16 protein-coding genes and 1 tRNA gene are annotated in these 19,328 nt (G+C 66.5%); 9 read left to right on the forward strand and 8 right to left on the reverse strand.

The window, feature by feature from the left end; genetic code table 11:
• Window positions 1–18 precede the first annotated feature (18 nt).
• From pepN to BM449_RS02480, 3 genes are all read right to left on the reverse strand, one after another.
• Complete coding sequence (gene pepN / locus BM449_RS02470) at window positions 19–2,682, reverse strand: aminopeptidase N (protein WP_071799931.1); 2,664 nt, start codon at window positions 2,680–2,682, stop codon at window positions 19–21.
• 48 nt (window positions 2,683–2,730) lie between these two features.
• Complete coding sequence (locus tag BM449_RS02475; protein WP_145536629.1) at window positions 2,731–3,135, reverse strand: hypothetical protein; 405 nt, start codon at window positions 3,133–3,135, stop codon at window positions 2,731–2,733.
• Window positions 3,136–3,244: 109 nt separating this feature from the next.
• Complete coding sequence (locus tag BM449_RS02480; protein ID WP_233830992.1) at window positions 3,245–3,619, reverse strand: cAMP phosphodiesterase; 375 nt, start codon at window positions 3,617–3,619, stop codon at window positions 3,245–3,247.
• 218 nt (window positions 3,620–3,837) lie between these two features.
• On the opposite strand from BM449_RS02480, the gene BM449_RS02485 reads away from it, so the two are divergent.
• Entirely contained in the window at window positions 3,838–4,983 is a 1,146-nt protein-coding gene (locus BM449_RS02485; RefSeq protein WP_071799934.1) for a histidine kinase, read from the forward strand.
• 70 nt (window positions 4,984–5,053) lie between these two features.
• A tRNA-Glu gene (locus BM449_RS02490) sits at window positions 5,054–5,126 on the forward strand.
• A gap of 302 nt (window positions 5,127–5,428) precedes the next feature.
• Here BM449_RS02490 and BM449_RS02495 read toward each other — a convergent pair.
• On the reverse strand, window positions 5,429–5,914 hold the full coding sequence (locus tag BM449_RS02495) for an SRPBCC family protein (protein WP_071801886.1): 486 nt from the start codon (window positions 5,912–5,914) through the stop codon (window positions 5,429–5,431).
• Window positions 5,915–6,170: 256 nt separating this feature from the next.
• On the opposite strand from BM449_RS02495, the gene BM449_RS02500 reads away from it, so the two are divergent.
• The 6 genes from BM449_RS02500 (at window position 6,171) to BM449_RS02525 (ending at window position 13,154) form a co-directional block, all read left to right on the forward strand.
• Window positions 6,171–7,319: a phycobilisome linker polypeptide gene (locus tag BM449_RS02500; protein WP_071799935.1), complete on the forward strand. Its 1,149-nt coding sequence runs from the start codon at window positions 6,171–6,173 to the stop codon at window positions 7,317–7,319.
• A gap of 149 nt (window positions 7,320–7,468) precedes the next feature.
• On the forward strand, window positions 7,469–8,992 hold the full coding sequence (gene zwf / locus BM449_RS02505) for a glucose-6-phosphate dehydrogenase (protein WP_071799936.1): 1,524 nt from the start codon (window positions 7,469–7,471) through the stop codon (window positions 8,990–8,992).
• 46 nt (window positions 8,993–9,038) lie between these two features.
• Window positions 9,039–10,340 carry a glucose-6-phosphate dehydrogenase assembly protein OpcA gene (locus BM449_RS02510; RefSeq protein ID WP_071799937.1) on the forward strand — a complete coding sequence of 434 codons (1,302 nt, stop codon included), beginning with the start codon at window positions 9,039–9,041 and terminating at the stop codon, window positions 10,338–10,340.
• A gap of 24 nt (window positions 10,341–10,364) precedes the next feature.
• Window positions 10,365–11,816: a cobyrinate a,c-diamide synthase gene (locus tag BM449_RS02515; RefSeq protein ID WP_071799938.1), complete on the forward strand. Its 1,452-nt coding sequence runs from the start codon at window positions 10,365–10,367 to the stop codon at window positions 11,814–11,816.
• Window positions 11,817–11,851: 35 nt separating this feature from the next.
• The gene (locus BM449_RS02520) at window positions 11,852–12,463 is read left to right on the forward strand and encodes a histidine phosphatase family protein (protein WP_071799939.1); all 612 of its coding nucleotides are present in this window, start codon (window positions 11,852–11,854) and stop codon (window positions 12,461–12,463) included.
• Window positions 12,464–12,467: 4 nt separating this feature from the next.
• The gene (locus BM449_RS02525) at window positions 12,468–13,154 is read left to right on the forward strand and encodes a GAP family protein (RefSeq protein WP_071801887.1); all 687 of its coding nucleotides are present in this window, start codon (window positions 12,468–12,470) and stop codon (window positions 13,152–13,154) included.
• A 35-nt stretch (window positions 13,155–13,189) separates the two neighbouring features.
• Here the strand turns inward: BM449_RS02525 and BM449_RS02530 are convergent, their stop codons facing one another.
• Genes BM449_RS02530 through folD form a run of 4 tightly spaced genes read right to left on the reverse strand, consistent with a single transcriptional unit; the run spans window position 13,190 to window position 17,130 of the window.
• Window positions 13,190–14,668, reverse strand: a complete 1,479-nt coding sequence (locus tag BM449_RS02530; protein ID WP_233830994.1) for an AAA family ATPase — start codon at window positions 14,666–14,668, stop codon at window positions 13,190–13,192.
• Complete coding sequence (locus tag BM449_RS02535; RefSeq protein ID WP_071799940.1) at window positions 14,665–15,255, reverse strand: divergent PAP2 family protein; 591 nt, start codon at window positions 15,253–15,255, stop codon at window positions 14,665–14,667. The genes BM449_RS02530 and BM449_RS02535 overlap by 4 nt, the downstream gene beginning before the upstream one ends.
• Entirely contained in the window at window positions 15,252–16,154 is a 903-nt protein-coding gene (crtE, locus tag BM449_RS02540) for a geranylgeranyl diphosphate synthase CrtE (protein ID WP_186437605.1), read from the reverse strand. Before crtE ends, BM449_RS02535 begins: the two co-directional genes overlap by 4 nt.
• A gap of 52 nt (window positions 16,155–16,206) precedes the next feature.
• Complete coding sequence (folD, locus tag BM449_RS02545; protein WP_071799941.1) at window positions 16,207–17,130, reverse strand: bifunctional methylenetetrahydrofolate dehydrogenase/methenyltetrahydrofolate cyclohydrolase FolD; 924 nt, start codon at window positions 17,128–17,130, stop codon at window positions 16,207–16,209.
• A gap of 82 nt (window positions 17,131–17,212) precedes the next feature.
• Between folD and BM449_RS02550 the strand changes: the two genes are divergently transcribed.
• Window positions 17,213–19,300 (forward strand): HDIG domain-containing metalloprotein, encoded by a 2,088-nt coding sequence (locus tag BM449_RS02550; protein ID WP_071799942.1) that lies wholly within the window; start codon window positions 17,213–17,215, stop codon window positions 19,298–19,300.
• Window positions 19,301–19,328 lie beyond the last annotated feature (28 nt).

The following is a 19,328-nucleotide window of genomic DNA, read 5'->3' on the forward strand; positions in this document are numbered from 1 at the left end:
AGATCAGGATCGGCAAGATCAGGATTGGCGCCCTTCGCTGCCGAGGCACTGATCCACCACCTCGCGGGTGTTCGCCGAGAGTTCGGCGGCCGAGAGCCGGGCGGCGGCTTCGCGCATCCGTTCGCCGCGAAGGGGGCCGTAGCTCTGCCAACGGCTGAAGATCTTGGCCATGCGCGAGGCCGTGATCGGATTGCGGCGATCCAGGTCGGCAATCTGATCGGCCATGAAGCGATAGCCCTCACCTCCAATGGCGTGGAACACCGGCGGGTTGCCGGCCAGTCCGCCCAGCACGGCACGGATGGAGTTGGGAGCAGCCGCATCGAAACGCGGGTGGGCCAGCAGCCCACGCACCCGCTCAAGGCCATCGCCGAAAGGAGCGCTGGCCTCAAGGGCAAACCAGGCGTCAAGGATCACCGGTTTCTCCTGCCAACGCGCGTAGAAGGCGGCCATCGCCGCGCTGCGCTCTAGGCCCTCCCAGGGCTGCAGGGCCCGCAAGCCCGCGCGAGCCAGGGTCATCGACGGGCCATCCACCGCGGCCGCGGCCGCCGCCATCACGCCACGATCCCCGGCGGCGGCCAGCCAGGTCCAGGCTGTGGCGGTGAGCATCCGCTCGCCATTACCCGCTGGCCAGGCCTGATCCCAGTGCTGGCGGCAACGCTCGAGGGCCGAGCCAAGCGGGGCGGCGAGGGCTTCACCGAAGCGCCGCTGCAGGGCCAGCTGGGCCGCCAGGAGCAGCGGTGGATCCGGCGTGTCCATGGCCTGTTCAAGCTCGGCCATCCCCGGCAGGGCCATCAGGCAACTGCGGCTGGCATCGCCCAGGTCGTCTTCATTCAAGATTCGCTCAAAAGCAGCGATCAGGCCCGATTCCAGGGCGCTGTCTGCCTCACCGTCGGCGCGGCTGAGCACCGCCTGACGCAGCAGGGTCTGACCGGCATCCCAGCGGGCGAAGGGATCGGAATCGGCAGAGAAGAGCAACAGCAACTCAGGGCGTTGCCGCTCGATCTCCAGCCGCACCGGCGCTGAAAACCCCCGCAACAGCGACAAGGCCGGCGGCTCGCTGGAGCTGGGCAGATCGGCGAAACGAAAGATCTGCTCGGCCTGATCGATCACCAGCAGGCCTTGGGCGCCCAGGGGAAGCTCTTCGCCGCCAGCGCCCAGCAGGCCAAGGGCCAAAGGAATCACGAGCGGTTGCTTCTGCGGCTGCCCCGGGGTGGGCAGGGTGTGCTGGCGCACCTTGAGTTCCAGCACGCCGCCGGCCCCATCCCAGCGCCGCTCGATCCGTAGCACCGGGGTACCGGCCTGGTGATACCAGCGGCGGAAGCGCTGAAAATCAAAGCGAACGGATTGCGATTCTCCGTTCTCTGCCCCAGCGGTGGCGGCCTCTTCCATGGCCGCAACAAAGTCTTCGCAGGTGGCGGCGGTGCCGTCATGACGCTGCACATACAGCGCCATGCCAGCCATGAACAAGCGGTGTCCCAGCAGGGTGTGGAGCATGCGGATCAGCTCCGAGCCCTTTTCATAGATCGTCGTGGTGTAGAAGTTGTCAATCGCCTGGTATTGGTCAGGCTGTACCGGATGGGCCGTTGGACCGGCATCTTCACGGAACTGGGTGTTGCGCAGCATCGAGACATCCTCGATGCGCTTGACAGCAGCGGAATGGAGATCAGCAGTGAAGGATTGATCCCTGAACACCGTAAGACCCTCTTTCAAGGAGAGCTGGAACCAGTCGCGGCAGGTGATGCGATTGCCGGTCCAGTTATGGAAATACTCGTGGGCAATCACACTCTCGATGCGCTCGAGTTCGCCGTCCGTTGCGGTGACCGCATCGGCAAGAACCAGCTTGGAGTTGAAGATGTTGAGGCTCTTGTTCTCCATCGCGCCCATGTTGAAATGGCGCACGGCCACGATGTTGAATTCATCGAGGTCGTACTCCAGCCCATACACGCGCTCATCCCAGGCCATCGCCCGTTGCAGTGAGGCCATGGCGTGGGCGGTGAAGGGGGCATCGCCGGGCTCCACGTGGAGGCGGAGTTGCACGCTGCGCCCCGAGGCTGTGGTGAAGGTCTCGCGCACCTCCTCCAGCCGGCCGGCCACCAGGGCAAACAGGTAAGAGGGTTTGGGGAAGGGGTCGTCCCAGATCGCATAGTGCCGATTCCCCTCCAACTCCCCCTGCTCCACACCGTTGCCGTTGGAGAGCAGCACCGGGCAGTCGCTGCGGTCGGCCTCCAGGCGCACGCGAAAACGGCTGAGCAGATCAGGACGATCAGGATGAAAACTGATCCGCCGGAACCCCTCGGCTTCGCACTGGGTCGTGAACAGTCCGCCGCTGGCGTAGAGCCCTTCAAGGGTGGTGTTGGTCTGGGGCCGGATGCGCACCAAGCTGGTGAGCAGGAAGGGCCCTGGCGGTGGCGCCAGGATCACCAGCCGGTCGTCCTGGCGCTGGTAGGCCGCCGGCGGCAGGGTTTCGCCATCGATGGCCAGTTCCAGCAGTTCGAGGTCCACGCCGCGCAGTTCCAGCGGCGGCGATGGTGACGGGGCCTGGATGGCTGGGGCAAAGGCCAGGGCCGCCTCCACCAGGGCCTGGTCCGAGAACAGGCGCACGGTCAGGTCCGTGCGATCGAGGCGATAGGGAAACGGCTGGTAGTCGGCCAGCCGGGTCACGCAGTGGGGAGCCAGGCTCATCGGGTCTGGAAAGCAACGCTTCCTTGATCCTGGCGCCCCGTTCGGCCCTCACCAGGGCAGGGGGTCGCGGCCCTGGCCGGCATTGCAGCCCACCTGGGAACCCAGCAGGGCCCCAAGAGGCACGGCCCAGGTGCGACCGTCCTGGCGCGAAGCGGCGTAACCGAGGCCGCCGCCGAGAACACCGCCGACTAAGCGGCCGATCGAGCAGCGTTGCTGAAGATTCTGGGCGTCCTGCCAGCTGCTTGGGCCCTGCTGATAGGGGGCCGAGTTGATGCGTTGGCTGGGGTAATCCTGGAAGGGGGCCGGGAAGTTCCTCGCCAGAGAGACGGGGGCCTGATTCTGCCAAGACCTCGAGCCGGCGAGGGCTTCGGCAGGAACAGCCAGCACCAGACCAAGAACAGCGGCGGCCAAGGCGGCCGGTGCCTGAGAGCGAAGCGAGAGCGTGAAGACCATGGCGTGTGAGGCGGTGGAGATCCCCGAAGGGATGCCATCAGCAAAGCCCCAGTCCCCGATCAAAGTGCAACTGAGAAGGCCTCCAGCTACGTCTGAATGCAACCGCCACTTACGGAGCTGGAGGCCGGGCTCCGCCAGCACCCTGTTGCTTGATCGCGTCCTGCACCCGCTTGACCACATCGGCAGGGACCTCCGCTGGGCAGATCTCGACGGCTCCGATCACTGCGGATTTGGTGGACCCACGCCAGATCTCCTCGATCGTGAGTGCCTTGGTGCCCACCTGCTGGATCAAGCCCCCATGCAGCCCCTGAATCACCTGGGCGATGGTTTCGCCGGCGATGCCCACCGCTGTATCGAATTCAACCTTGGCGCTGCGTGAAATGCAGACGTTGACAGCCGCAATCCTGGTGTAAAGCGACATCTCCGCTTCGGTGGCCGGCGCGGCCTGGGCCTCGGGAACCAGCAGCGTCAGGGGGACAATCATCAGGGAGGCCGCCAACAGACGGCTGCTCCAACGAGAGGGAAGTCGCAAAGCAAGAGTGATCATCAACCCCCATGCTGAACCATGATCAGCGGGACATCAATCCACCAGGAGTGCAGCCCATGGAGTGGCTGACCTTGGACTGGACCCAGGACTTGCCCCAATAAGCCATAGGCTGGATCCAAGTTTTGGTTCTGTGACTGGTGCCCGGCTCAGGGGACATGGTCCCCATCACCCTGGATCAGGAAGCAGCTCCTGCAACCCGTCAAGCCCTGACGCTGCTGATTGTCGCGACCTCCCAGCACCTGAGCTCGCCGGGCCTGCGCGGGGTTCTCCAATTTCTGGAGAGTCATGACTATGGCTTCGAGCTGAATCTTCAGATCGCCGATCCAGCCAAACGCCCCGAGTTGCTGGAGCTCTATCGCCTGGTGGCCACCCCCGCCGTGGTCAAGCTCCACCCAGCGCCTCGTCAGGTGTTCGCCGGCAACACCATCCTCGAGCAACTCAAGGGCTGGTTGCCCCGTTGGCAGCAGCTGGAGATGGTGAGCGGCCTGGGAATGAGCCTGCGCCCGGTCGAGAACGATGGCAGCCGCAGCCAGCGGGAACTCCAGCTCGAAGACCAGCTGCTGGTGCTGCGCCAGGAGAATGAAACACTGATTAATCGGCTCGGGGTGCAAGAACGGCGGCTGCGGATGGTCGCCCATGAACTGCGCACGCCCCTGACCGCCGCGAAACTGGCCCTGCAGAGCTTGCAGCTTGGACAGATCGACAACAGCCGCTGCAAGGACGTGCTGAACCGCCGGCTCGACGACATCGAGCATCTCTCCAAGGACCTGCTGGAGGAGGGCACGACCCGATGGGAAGCCCTGTTCAATCCCCAGCGCCTGGATCTCGGCTCAGTGGCAGCGGAAGCCCTGCTGGAGCTCGAAAAACTCTGGGTGGGCCGGGACTTGACACTCCTGGCCGATGTTCCCGCCGACCTGCCTGATGTCTTCGCCGACCAACGGCGCATGCGCCAGGTCCTGCTGAACCTGCTCGAAAACGCCCTGAAATTCACCCCTGAAGGGGGGCAGGTGACGCTGAGAATCCTGCACCGGACCAGCCAGTGGGTTCAGGTGTCAATCTGCGACACCGGCCCTGGAATCCCGAGGGAAGAACAGGAACGGATTTTCCTCGACCGCGTCCGCCTCCCCCAGACCTCTGCCACCACATCGGGATTCGGGGTGGGTCTGTCGGTGTGCCGGCGAATCACCGAGGCCCACGGCGGTCGCAGTTGGGTGGTCTCGGAGCCAGGCGAGGGAGCCTGCTTTCACTTCACCGTCCCGACCTGGAAAGGCCAGCACGCCCTGGCCCAGAGTCCGCCTTGACGAAGGGCCACTCCAAACCGTAGTTTCCAACCACGGTCCGCCTGGCTTAAACGCTGTGCCCCGTGGCCTTGCCCCCATCGTCTAGAGGCCTAGGACACCTCCCTTTCACGGAGGCGACAGGGGTTCGAATCCCCTTGGGGGTATTCAATCGAAGAGGTCGAAGCGTTTTTGCTGACTTTTCGATTGACAACCATTGGCTATTAACGGCGATTCGCTGTTTACAGCGATTGCGCAACCATCGAGCTGTTTAGCTATTTCTGATTTAAATGGTTAGTTTTCGAGGTTTTTCCTCTTCTTTGGCTCTTGTTTTGTGCGAAAACAAACTCGCAGTTAGAAAGGGTTAATCAGTGCTGACTGGCTCTGATGATCAAGCGCTGCTAGGTGCAGCGAACAACGGCTGACCCTGCGTTCGCGATCAAACCTGATTCAGAGGCCTCGTTCAGGCTCAGAACTGCTGCGGCAGGCCTTGGCTGGCCCGACGTTGGGCCTCCCGCTGCACGGCCCGCAGATTGGCGGCCAGATCCTCACGCAGTCGCTGCTCGATCAGGCCGATCGGCATGCCCTGGCGCCCCTGAACCGTCAGTTCGTAGAGAAGCCTGGAGCCCAGGCGATCACCGCTCACCCGCCAGGCCCCCTCGAAGCGCCGGAAATCACCCTGGGTCATCGCGAAGTGAAGCAGGCCTTCCTCGGGCTTTTCGGTCAACTCGAGCTCAACGCGAGCCTTGAAGCGCAGACCGCAGAACTCCTGGCAACCGACCTGCTCCAAGCCCACCCGGGCGCCGCGGCGCCAGAGCAGGCGGGAGGTAGCGAGGTTGGGGATGAAGCGGCTGAGGTTCTCGTAATCGGTGATGACGTCCCAGACCAGGGCATGTTGCAGATCCAGGCGCAGCTGCACGGCCAGGCGGCGCACACCCTGGGGAAGGCGCTCCATGTCCTGCTGGATCGTGTCGAGGTCACAGGCCGGCTGGTTCGGATCCAGTCGAGGCTGGGGGGCAATACCGAAGGCCGAAAGTTGCGCCAAGAGAGAAACGCCGAACTCGGGGGGTTGGGAGGTGAGGGCCGCTACACCCCGATGTCAGAACCCAAACCTAACCCTGCCGATCTGGGCGCTGGTGGGCAAGGCCTGGAATTGCCTGCCTGATCAGGCTTGCCTATGATTTGGGCGCATTTTCAGGAACGGTGGCTGAATGCGCACCTCGACAGCAGCGCTTGGCCAGAGCGATTCCCGCATGTTCACCCTTGTGGTTCAGGGACTGGGCGGTCCTAGTCAACGAACCGCCGAGCGACGCCTCAGCGTCTGCTTCAGCCAGATGCAAGCCACCCTGCGTCTGATCAACCAGCAGGGGGCTCGCCTTCTTTCGGTCACGCCGATCGGGGACTCCCCCGAGGCTGAAGCCTCCCCCCCAGTTCCCACCACCCCCTCTCCAACTGTGACCACCACCAGCGCGCACGAGGCACCACCCGTCAACCTCTACAAGCCGAAGGCCCCCTACCTCGGCACCGTGCTGGGCAACTATCCCTTGGTGGCCGAAGGGGCGATCGGCCGGGTGAACCACATCACCTTCGACCTCTCCGAAGGCAATCTCCACTACGTGGAAGGCCAGAGCATCGGCATCATTCCCGACGGCGAAGACGCCAACGGCAAGCCCAACAAACTGCGGCTCTATTCAATCGCCAGCACCCGCCATGGCGACGGCCTGGAAGACAAGACGGTTTCCCTCTGCGTCCGCCAGCTCCAGTACGAAAAAGATGGCGAGACCATCTACGGGGTCTGCTCCAGCTTCCTCTGCGACATTGAGCCAGGCAGCAAGGTGAAAATCACTGGCCCAGTGGGCAAGGAAATGCTGCTGCCTGCCGATGAGGAGGCCAATGTCATCATGCTGGCCACCGGCACCGGCATCGCCCCGATGCGCGCCTACCTGCGCCGCATGTTCGATCCGGGTGAACGTGCCAAGAATCCTGGCTATCAGTTCCGCGGCAAGGCCTGGCTGATCATGGGTGTGCCCACCACCCCCAACCTGCTCTACGAAGAGGATCTCCAGTCGTATCTCACCGAGTTCCCTGACCACTTCCGCTACACCAAGGCGATCAGCCGTGAGCAGAAAAATCCTTCCGGTGGGCGGATGTATATCCAGGACCGGGTCGCCGAACACGGCGAGGAAATCTTCAATCTGATCGAGGATCCCAAGACCCACGTCTACATGTGTGGCCTCAGGGGCATGGAGCCAGGCATCGACGAAGCCATGACCGCCGCTGCCACCGCCAAGGGGCTGGATTGGAGCGTGCTCCGTCCCCAGCTCAAGAAGGCTGACCGCTGGCACGTCGAGACCTACTGAAACGGGTTTCAGCCGCTGGGTTTGACGCTCTTGGCTTGCCTACGGGCAGGCCATTTTTTGCCGAAACCAGCACAAATCTGCCGGCAACGCTGCGCAGGTGCCGTCCTGCCAGCTTTTGTGGGTAGATCAGCCTGAATGACGCCCTCTCCATGACCAGCACCCTCACCAATCCACTCAGGGTCGGGTTGCGCCAGGAGCGCGTGATCTCGCCCCAGTGCCTGGTGATCTTCGGTGCCAGCGGCGATCTCACCCACCGCAAGCTTGTGCCTGCGCTGTTCGAGCTGTTCCGCCAGAGGCGGTTGCCCAGCGAGTTCGTCATCCTCGGCTGTGCTCGACGCCCCTGGAGTGACGACGACTTCCGCGGCAAGATGGCCGAGGCGCTGGCTGAAACGATCCGTGATCACCCCCGCGACTGGGAGCAATTCGCTGGAAACCTCTACTACGAACCGGTCGACTTGCAGCAGAGCGAGCAGCTTCTGCGCCTGGCCGATCGCCTCGATGGCCTCGACCGCCTGCGGGCCACGCGGGGCAACCGCACCTTCTATCTCTCCGTTTCACCTGATTTTTACGGCAGCGGCTGCCGCGCCCTCGCCGACGCCGGCCTGCTGAGCGACCCGAAGCGCAGCCGGGTGGTGATCGAAAAACCATTCGGCCGCGATTACGGCAGCGCCGAGAAGCTCAACCGGATCGTGCGGGCCTGCGCCCAGGAGAATCAGGTCTTCCGAATCGACCACTACCTGGGCAAGGAGACGGTCCAGAACATTCTGGTGCTGCGCTTCGCCAACACGATCTTTGAGCCGATCTGGAACCGCAATTTCATCTCCAGCGTGCAGATCACCGCCGCTGAAACCGTCGGGGTGGAGGAAAGGGCCGGCTACTACGAGAGTTCCGGCGCCCTGCGCGACATGGTCCAGAACCACCTCACCCAGATGCTGGCGCTCACCACGATGGAAGCGCCAGGCCGTTTCGACCCCGAAGCGATCCGCAACGAAAAGGCCAAGGTGCTGCAGGCCGCCCGCCTGGCCAACAACACGGAGCCCTGGAAATGCTGCGTGCGCGGGCAGTACAGCGCCGGCGGCAGCCCCAGCGACCCGTTCAAGGCCTACCGCGACGAGCCGGGCGTGAACCCGAACAGCACCACCGAAACCTATGTGGCGATGAAGCTGTTCATCGACAACTGGCGCTGGCAAGGCGTGCCCTTCTATCTGCGCACGGGCAAACGCCTGCCGAAGCGGCTCTCCGAGGTGGTGCTCACCTTCCGGGAAGCTCCCGTCCACCTCTTCGATGCCGCCGGCGGCAGCCCAACGGCCAACCAGCTGATCCTGCGCATCCAGCCCGATGAAGGCGCTGGCTTTGTTTTTGATGTGAAGGCGCCGGGTTCAGGCATGCGCAGCCGACCGGTCGACATGCACTTTTCCTACGACGAATCTTTCGGGGAACCGTCTGACGAGGGCTACGTGCGCCTGCTGGCCGACGCCATGCTGGGTGACCCCACCCTCTACACCCGCGCCGATGAAGTGGAAGCCGCCTGGCGGCTGTACACGCCGCTGCTGGAGCTGATCGAGGACAGCCCCTGGCAGTTGCCGGTTCAGCCCTACGAGGCCGGCACCTGGGGACCCGGTGCCGCCGACAGCCTGCTGGCCTCCGACGGCCTGATGTGGCGCCGTCCCTGAGCTCCAGACACCTGACCAACCGCCGACCCTCCCTGCGCTCGCCCCGATGTCCCCCCAGCTCACCCTTCAGGCCCCGCTCGAACTCTCCCCTGACGAGGTGCCGAATTATCTCGAGCATCTGTGGGGCAGCGAACTCGACGCCTCCACCGGAGCCTCCACCTTCACCCTGGTGGTCTGGGAGCCGTCGTGGCTGCAGCAGCAGCTGATCCGCACCGGCCACATCGACGGGCCGATCAACGGCCTGCTCAACAAGGAGCTCTTCGCCGCCGCCCGCTCGGTCACAGCGGATTGCGGCTTGCCGCTCTGCACCGCTCCGATGGCCCCCGAGCTGTCCCACGCCCTGGGTGAGCAACCGGGTGAACACAAGGCCGAGGATCTGCGCGGTCAGTTTGTGGACCAGGCGATCAGTGCCCACCGCCCGCGCCGGCTGATCACCCTGGCCCCGACCCTGCGCGAAGACCACCCGCTGGAAACGCTGGTGGCCGCCTACTGCCCCCTACCGGAGGAGAGCAGTGGCAGCCCACCGGCCTGTGGCGACGTGGTCGTACTGCGGGGCGGCAAGGGCGCCATCGAGCAAGGCCTGGCCCTTGTGGGTCCGCTGGTGGCGGAGGAGCTCCCTTGCTGGGTGTGGTGGAACGGATCTCTCGATGAATCCCCCGATCTGCTCGAAGCCCTGGCTCTGCCCAACCGGCGGGTTGTGCTCGACAGCTCGATCGGGAATCCCCGCCGCTGCCTCGATGTCTTGGTGGACATGATCGCCACCGGACGAGCGGTGAACGACCTCAACTGGTTGCGGCAGCGCGGCTGGACCGAATCCCTGGCGATGGTGTTCGATCCGCCCGGCCGCCGTGAGGCCCTCAACAAGGTGGTGCAGCTCGACATCGACGTGGAAGGAACGCACCCGGTGCAGGGCTTGCTGCTGGCGGCCTGGATCGCCGATCGGCTCGGTTGGCATCTTCTGAACAGCTACCAGATCCCCGCCGACGGCCTGGATGTGGGCATCGGAGCTGAATTCCAGCGCTCCGATGGCGAGAGCGTCCAGGTGCGGCTGATGTCCGTTCCCGTGGGGATTCCCAACAGCCATCCCGGTGCCCTCGTTGGTCTGCGGCTGATCTGTTGCCCGCAGGGGAAAAAACCGCTGTGCGTCATCCTCTGCTCCGAATCGGGCGGCTGCATGCGCCTCGAAGCCGGTGGGGTGGCGACGATGGAACTGGCCGAGGAGGTGGTGAGCGTCTCGGGGGACAGCGAGGAGATGGAGATGGCCCGCTTGCTCAGCGGTGGACACGACTCCACCAATCCCCTGCTCGCCGCCGCCGCGCCCCTGGCTGCCAAGCTGCTGCCTCTTTGATCCGCGTCCCGACGACCCGCCGGCATGGCCTGTTTGATTGCGGCCCCCTGCAGCGGCAGCGGCAAAACCCTGCTCAGCCTCTGCCTGACGGCATTGGTGCGCCAGCGGGGCGAGACGATCCAGACCTTCAAGGTGGGACCGGATTACCTCGATCCCCAGCTGCTCAGCCTGGCCAGCGGCCGGCCCTGCCGCAACCTCGACAAACTGCTCTGTGGCTCCGACTGGGTGCAGCGCAGCTTCCCCTGGTGGGGGCGGCAGGCCGATCACTGCCTGGTGGAAGGGGTGATGGGCCTCTTCGATGGCCGGGGACCTGGCCTGGAGGGCAGCTCGGCTGAACTGGCCTTGAGCCTTGAGCTGCCTGTGGTGCTGGTGGTGGAGGCCAGCCGCCAGGCTGGATCCGTGGCCGCCCTGGTGAGCGGCTTCCGCGACCATCTCGCCAGCCTCCACGTTGCCGGGGTCGTGCTCAACGGCGTCAGCACCGAGCGACATCAGGCCCTGCTCAGCGAAGCCCTGGCGGCCATCGCCATGCCGCTGTTGGGGGTGCTGCCCCGCCACCCCAGCCTCAACTTGCCCTCACGGCACCTGGGCTTGCTCCCCGCCCACGAGCTCGAAGACGTCGAGTCCAGCCTGGAGGCCTGGTCCGATCTGGCTGAGCGCCACCTCGATCTCGGCCGGCTGCTGCCGCTGCTGGAGCCGCCGCCCAACCCAGGCCCTGCGGGCCACAGCCAGGATCCGATTCGCTGGTGCCTGAAGCAGGCCAGCCCGCAGCCTCAGCCGCGGGCCCAGTCCCAGGCCAACGCCAAGGTCCAGCCGGTGCGCCTGGCGATCGCCAGCGATGCCGCCTTTCACTTCCGCTACCCCGAAGCCAGTGAGCTGCTGGCCGGGCTCGGCCTGGCGCTGCTGCCCTGGCAACCGCTGGCCGATGAGCCCCTGCCAGCCGGCTGCCAGGGCGTGATCCTGCCTGGGGGCTACCCAGAACTGCACGCCGCCGCTCTGGCAGCCAGTGGCCGCAGCCTTGCTGAATTGCGCCGTGCCGCCGCGGCCGGATTGCCGATCTATGCCGAGTGCGGCGGCCTGCTGCTGCTCGGCGAGCAGCTGGTGGACGACAACGGCGGGGCCCACGCCATGGCGGGGCTGTTGCCGTTCTCAGCCCGGCGCGGCGCCCTGCAGCTGGGCTATCGCCAGGCCAGCCCCCTGGCCGACGGCCTGCTGGTCCGCCAGGGGGAGAGCCTCTGCGGCCACGAATTCCACCGCTGGGAGCTGCAGCCAGCGGGCCTCAGGCGGCCTGGGGCGGAGCCAGCGCTCTGGCAGCTCGAAGGCTGGGGCTGGCCGCAACGGCCGGAGGGCTGGAGCCGGCCGAACCTGCATGCCAGCTGGCTGCACCTGCACTGGAGCGGCTGCGCCCAGATCTGCCATCGCCTGGGGGCCGCCGCCGCCGCCGCCCAGCCGCTGGCCCCCGCCCATGCGGCAACCTGAAGCCGGCACGCCGTTCGTTTTTCACCAATCGACCCTTGACGACCTCCCACCAACACCCCACGTCGGAGCTGTGGTTGTTACGCCACGGCGCCACCACCTGGGCCCGCCAGGGGCGCCACACCGGCACTACCGATCTGGCCTTGTTGCCCGATGGCGAAGACGAGGCCCGCGCCCTGGCTTCGGTGCTCTCTCCCCTCAGCTTCGCAGCGGTGCTCTGCAGCCCGCTGCTGCGGGCCCGTCAGACCTGCGAGCTGGCGGGGCTGGCCGGCGCCGCCCTGCCCTGTGAGGATCTGCGCGAGTGGGACTACGGCGACTACGAGGGCATCACCACCGCCGAAATTCGCCAGCAGATCCCCGGTTGGAGTGCCTGGAGCCATGGTTGCCCAGGCGGCGAGAGTGTGGCCCAGGTGGATCAGCGCTGCCAGCGGGTGATCGCCTTGGCCCTGGCCCTGGTGCCGGCTCCCGGCCAACGGGTGGCGCTGTTTGCCCACGGACACATCCTGCGGGCCCTGGGGGGTTGCTGGCTGGGCCTGGGGGCCGCCGGCGGCGGCCTGCTGTCGCTGGCCACCGGTACGGTCAGCGTGCTCGGTCACGAACGGGAACAACGGGTGATCCTGCGCTGGAATGCCCCCACCCCTGCCAGCTGAGCCGATGAACCAGGTCGGTCTCTGGGGCGAGCTGATCGCCTATGGCAGCGGCGTCAGCCTCAGCCCGATCCACATCGGCCTGCTGTTTCTGTTGCTGCTCGGTGCCAACCCGTTGCGGCGGGGAGGACTGTTCGTGCTCGGTTGGATGGTGACAATCGCGCTGATGGTGGGCCTGCTGCTCACCGTGGGCCACGGCTTTCTGCTGAGCATGGAGCAGGGCACCAGCCACCGCACCGGCCTGGACCTGCTCGGTGCCGGTGCCCTGCTGGCCCTCGGGCTGCGCGAACTGCTGCCGAGCAAGCAGGGTCTCAAGGAGCCGCCGGCCTGGTCCAAACAGCTCGATCGCCTCAGCAGCTTGCCGTTGCCGCTGCTGATCGGCGCCAGTGCGGGCCTCGAAGTGATCAGCCCCGACGATGTCTTTCTGGTGGCCAAGGCGGCCGCCGCCCTGCTCGCCGCCGGGCTGGCCTGGCGCCAGGAGTGGATCCTCGCGGCCCTGTTCACCGTGGCCGCCAGCCTGCTGTTGCTGCTGCCCTACCTGGCTGTGGTGCTGAACCGGCAGGGGATCCTGCCGCTGCTGGAGCGGGGCAAGGCCCTGCTGCTGGCACGCAGCGATCTGGTGGTGGGCGGCCTCAGCCTGGCGCTGGCCGGCTACCTGGGCTGGCAAGGGATCGAGGGCCTGCGGCTGAGCTGAGGCTGAGTTCGGCTGAAGCTGAGTTGATCGGGCCCTTAGCCATCGCCTGTTTCCTCCTCCTCCAACCAGCGCCGCCAGTGGTCCGCGTCGGCTTCGCTGCCTTTGGAGCCCACCATCCAGACCGCCGTACGGGCCCGGCTGACCGCCACATAGATCAACTGACGGCGGAGCAGGGGATCGCGGGGCCAGAAGACATCGGCATCGATGAACACTTCGGAGAAACTGCTGCCCTGGCTGCGGTGCACGGTCATCACAGCAGCAGGACCCAGTGAGGCGAAGGAATCGCGCACCAGGAAGTAGCGCCGCCAGAGGCTGCGGCCTTCTTTTTTGCCCGCCTCGCGGGCTTCCGCCGCCAGGCGGGCCAGCACCGCCTCAAGCTGCCGGCGCCCCAACGATCCAGGCGGGGGAAGGAGCCGCAGCGAGAGTGGCGTCTCGCTGCTCTCCACAGCCACCACCTGGGTGTCGATCACGGGGCCGCCACTGACGCCGAAGCCGGCCAGGTCACAGCGCTCCGGAGTGACATCGCGCACCACCAGCTCCCGATTCGAGGCCAGCACCATGTCGGGTTCTTCGCCACCCTCCTCACCCTGCGGGCAGGCCGGTGCCATCACCGCCTGGCGGGTGAGCAGCACTTCGCCGGGCAGCACCGGCAACTGATCAGCCATGGCGCCATGGATGGCGCGACGGGCCAGGGGCACCAGCTGCTCAAGCGAGCGGTTGGTGTAACAGAGGATCCGGGCCTGATCGGGGTTGTCACATTCGGCCGCCCGGCGCAGGGCGGCCTGGGCCGCCTCCAGCCAGGGCTGACGCTCCAGCAGCGCCACCAGCCCTCCCTGCTGGCGCATCACCGGAAGCAGGGGCGGGAGCCGGCAAGGCAGGCGCTGCTCGCGCAGGCCAGTGGCGAGGCGAAGCACCGGCCCCTGGTGGCGCACCACCTCGCTCAGGGCGCAGCGGTGGGCCCGCTCGATCTCAAACACCGGACTGGAGGGGGCGCCAACGGGGGGCAACTGGGCCGGATCACCCACAAACACCAGGCGGGTGGCAAAGGGATGGGCGCCTTGCAGGGCGATCTCCAGCAGCTGGCCATCCACCATCGAGGCCTCATCGATCAGCACCAGGCCCAGGTGTTCGAGGGCCACAGCCGTCTGCTCGGTGGCCTCGCAGACTTCGCGGCCACCCTGGCGCCGCAACTTCAGCCGCAGCAGGCGGTGCAGGGTGGAGGGATGCCAGGTGGCCCGCAAGCCGCTGAGGTCGAGGTAATGGCGCAGCACGCTGACCGCCTTGTGGGTCGGGGCCACCACCGTCCAGCAGAGGCCAAGCTGCTCAACATGGGCCAGAAACGCCATCGACAGAAAGGTCTTGCCGGTGCCGGCATAGCCACTGAGCACGAAGGGGGTGCCATCCGCAGGCCTGGCCAGCCAGCTGACGAAGGCCTCAACGGCCCGTTGCTGGCCGGCGGTGAGCGCAACCGCTGCGGCCGGACCGGGGCCCCTCAACCGATCCGAGCCACTCAACCGATGGGAAGCCAGCCCCAGCCCCGGGCGATCTGCAGGGGGGAGCCGGCCAAGGCCAGGCCACAGAGGGCGATCGCCGGACCGATCAGGCTGCCGACGAGCACCTCGAGGCGGGTGTGGCCCAGGGTTTCCTTGAGAAGCGCCGTTGCCGCAGCCGTGACCGGAAGCTTGTCCGATAGATCTGCCGGTTGGTCTGCTGGGAGGTCTGTTGGTTGATTCACGCTGGCCTCCTGCCAGAGCGCCGCAGGAAGGCTGTTGATCCGTTTGGCCTGCAGGCCGGCGGCGTAGCGCACACCGGTTGCGTCGTACATCACCACAAAGGCAACGGCGCAGGCCAGGGCAAAGAGGGGGTCATCAAAGCCCAGCTGCCAGCCGGTGCCGGCGGCTGCGCCGGTGACCAGGGCCGAGTGACTCGACGGCATTCCGCCGGTTTCGAGCAGGACCGCCGGCCGCCAGCGTTGATACAGCACCAGTTCGACCAGCACTTTGGCGAGCTGGGCCAGGCCACAGGCCGCCAGGGCCCAGGCCAGCACGCCGTTGCCCAGCAGCTGCTGGGGAATCGAGCCTCCCGCAGAGAGCACGCTCATCGATCCCGACTCGTGATGTAGTCAGCCAGAGCGAGCAGGGGCTGGGCCTTGGCCTGCCAGGGGAGAAGGGCCTGCTTGGCTTCAGTCACCAGCAAATCAGCCCGCTGGCGGGATTCCTCCAGCCCAAGCAGCTTGGGATAGGTGGTTTTGTCGGCCGTCAGATCCTTGCCGGCGGTCTTGCCGAGCACCTCACTGCTGGCGGTCAGATCGAGGATGTCATCGATGATCTGGAACGCCAGGCCGATGCCGCGGGCGAACCGGCCAAGGGCATCGAGTAGGGGCTCCGGGGCGCCGGCAATCAGGGCACCGCTCAGCACCGAGGCCCGCAGCAGCGCCCCTGTTTTATGCAGATGGATGTACTCGAGCGTGCCCAGATCCACCGGCTGGCCCTCCGATTCCAGATCCACGACCTGGCCGCCGACCAGTCCAGGAGCACCGGCGGCCAGAGAGAGCTCACCAACCACCTTCAGCAAGCGCTCGGCCGGCACCGCCGGGCTGCGTCGCGCCACCATCTCGAAGGCGCGGGTGAGCAGGGCATCACCGGCAAGGATGGCGTTGGCTTCGCCGAACACCTTGTGATTGGTGGGGCGACCGCGGCGCAGGTCGTCGTTGTCCATGGCGGGAAGGTCGTCATGGATCAACGACATGGTGTGGACCATCTCCAGGGCCACGGCGGTGGGCAGGGCCAGGGCACTGTCTCCGCCAGCCAGTTCACAGCTGGCCAGGCAGAGGATCGGGCGCAGGCGCTTGCCGCCGGCCAGCAGGGAGTAGCGCATCGCCTCCCGCAGTGACTCCGGCCGCTCCGGTCCGAGGGCGCCATCAAGGGCCGCATCGACACGCAAGCGCGAGGCCTCCAGGTAGGCAGCGAAATCAAAACCCGTGCTCACCGCCACGGCCATCGGTACCAGCGCGTTGGCCGGGATTCTCTCAGGCCATCGCACGGCATGGCACTCAAACAAGAAGATCCGCCAACGGATTGTCAACTCCCGGCTGCGCCGCTGAGCTGCGCTTCCACCAACTGGTCACCGTATTGAGCAGCAACATCGTCACCGTCATCGGGCCGACACCACCGGGCACTGGCGTGATCGCCGCGGCGATCGGCTCCACCTCCGCAAAGCGCACGTCACCGCAAAGCCGCCCGCGGGCCGCCGGGCCGGCCGCTGGGTCTGGAGCCAGGCGGTGGATGCCGACATCCACTACCGCGGCCCCGGCTCTGACGTGCTCAGCACCCACCAGCAACGGCTGTCCGGCGGCCACCACCAACACCTCGGCCTCGCGCGTGAGTGCGGCCAGATCTCGGCTGCGGGAATGGGCCACGGTCACCGTGGCATTGGCAGCCTGGAGCATCAGGGCCATCGGCTTGCCCACCAGGATGCTGCGGCCGACCACAACAGCCCTGGCGCCTTCTAAAGCGATGCCGGCGCGCCGCAGCAGGGCCATCACCCCGGCTGGGGTGCAACTGCGAGGACCGGGCTCCCCCTTGAGCAAACGACCGAGGTTGAGACTGTGGAGCCCATCGGCGTCCTTCTCCGGATCAATCGCCGCCAGCAAGCTCGCCTCGGGCAGGCCGGGGGGAAGGGGAAGCTGCAGCAGGATGCCGTCCACCTCTGGATCCTCGTTCAATCGTCGGATCACGGCCAGCACCTGATCGGGCGTGGTGTCCACGGGCAGATGGGCGCCGAGGTTGCGAATTCCCACCCGCAGACAAGCCTTTTCCTTGTTGGCCACGTAAACCCCGCTGGCGGGGTCTTCGCCGACCCTCAACACCGCCAGTCCGGGCGGGCGACCGGCCTTCTGGAGATTGGCGGCGATCAGCGCGCTGAGGCGCTGTTCCAGCTCCGCCGCCAGTTGACGACCATCGAGGGACAGAGCCATCGCCGGCGTGCTCAGGTTGTACCAGCATGACAACCCGGCCGCCGCGGCACGCCTCGCTAGCGTTGGTGGACCGGCGGCGGAGATGGTGCTGCACCTGGCTCGCGCCAAACGAACCTGGCGCCAATGGCTGCGGCGGGAATCGCCGCGTCAGGCCTTGTATTGCTGGAAGATCAGGGATTGGCTGGCTGTGCTGCTGGTCTGCGCCCTGGTGGCCCTGGTCTCGAGCTGGCCCTGGCTGGTGGAGCCGATTCTGCGGCCGGGCATCCCGGCCCCGTTCAGTGCTGTGGCACCGCGGGAAGCCACCGTGGTCGACACGGACGCCCTGGAACGACGCCGCTCCCAGCTGGGAACCCGCACCAACGTGCAGGTTGTGGATCGCCAGGCCAACGTCGAACTGCAGCAACGCCTGGAGCGCCAGCTCCAGGAACTGGCCCAGGTGGCCGCAGGCCCCCAGGACCGGGTGGCCCCGCTGGAGCTGGCGCCGCCTGAGCAGGACTGGCTGATGGCCCAGAACCCAGAGCAACGCGCGGCCTGGAATCAGGCCTTGCGCCAGGCCCAGCAGCGCATGCTCAGCCAGGGGGTGGTGGGAAGCGTGGCGAAACAGCAACTGGAGCAGGCCGCCAGCCTGCAGCTGGCCCCATTGCCGGAGACGGCCAAAACCCTGGGCAGCCGCCTGCTGGCGGTCAATCTGCAGGGACGCACCAACCTGCGCAACGATGCCGGACTCAGCCAGCGCTTGATCGAAGAGCTGCTCAACCAAGAAGGGATTCCGCGCATCAGGGTGAAGCAGGGGGACCTGATCACCCAGCAGGGGGAGCCGATCAGCCCCCAGGCCTACGACGTGCTCGATTACTTCGGTATGGTGGATCGCAGGCCCTTGTTGAGGGCCTGGGTGGTCCATTTCCTCGAAGCCTTGGCCGCCTGCCTGGTGACGGTCCTGATCATCCGTCGCTGGCGCAGCAATCTCGAGCCTCGCCACGCCCTGCTGGTGCTTGGCATGCTTCTGGTGGTTCAGGGCTTCAAGCTCTGGCTCGGCAACACCGCCAGCCCCCTGGCCCTGCTGGTGCCGCCCACCTTGCTGCTCGCCCAGGCGCTGGGGACAACCACAGGCCTGGCCTGGCTGGCCTCGGCCAGCTTGTTGTGGCCCCAACCGCTCGACGACTACAGCGAGGTCCGCCTGATCGTCGCGGCGGTGGTCGCGGCGGTCGCGGCGGTCCTGGCGGGGCGACAGCGCAGTCGGGCCCAGCTGGTTCAGCTGGCGATCCTGCTGCCCAGTGGCGCCCTCGCCCTGCAGTGGCTCATGCTCCAGATCGTGGCGCTCTGGCATGGCCGCACCCGACTGCTGCCCAGCGGCAGCGAATTGGGCGGGGAGGCTTTGCTGATGGGCGGCCTGCTGATGGGCGGCCTGCTGCTCGGCCCTTTGGTGGAGAGCTTCTTTGGCCTGCTCACCCGAGCCCGCTTGATGGAACTCGCCGACCTGCAGCGGCCGCTGCTGCGGCGGCTGCAGGTCGAGGCGCCCGGAACGTTTGAGCACACCTTGATGATCTGCGGGCTGGCCGAGGAAGGAGCTCGCGCCATCCATTGCGACGTGGACCTGATCCGCACCGGCTCCCTGTATCACGACGTTGGCAAACTGCATGCGCCGCAATGGTTCATCGAGAATCAGTCGGAGGGGCCCAACCCCCATGACCTGCTCGATGACCCCGCCGGCAGCGCCGCCGTTCTGCAGGCCCACGTGGATGAGGGGCTGAAACTGGCTCGCAAGCACCGCCTGCCCAGGCCGCTGGCTGATTTCATCCCGGAGCATCAAGGAACCCTGCGCATGGGGTACTTCTTCCACCAGGCCCGGGAGCGAGACCCGTCGGTGCCCGAAGCGAACTACCGCTATGTGGGACCCACCCCCCAACGCCGAGAAACGGCGATCCTGATGCTGGCCGATGGCTGTGAGGCCGCCTTGCGCTCGTTACCCCCAAACACCTCAGAGCAAGAAGCGAGTGCGATGGTGCGCCGGCTGATCGATGCCCGGCGCTTAGACGGCCAGCTCAAGGACAGCGGACTGAGCCGCGGCGAACTCGAACTGGTGATCCGTGCCTTCGTGCGGGTCTGGAAGCGGATGCGTCACCGACGCATTCCCTACCCGATTCCGGCCCGCAAGGCCTACAGCGCCTGAATGGTGCCCAACCCCGTGGCGATAGGGT

It is taken from the genome of Synechococcus sp. SynAce01, from assembly GCF_001885215.1.
In the GTDB taxonomy this organism is placed as follows: Bacteria; Cyanobacteriota; Cyanobacteriia; order PCC-6307; family Cyanobiaceae; genus Regnicoccus; species Regnicoccus frigidus.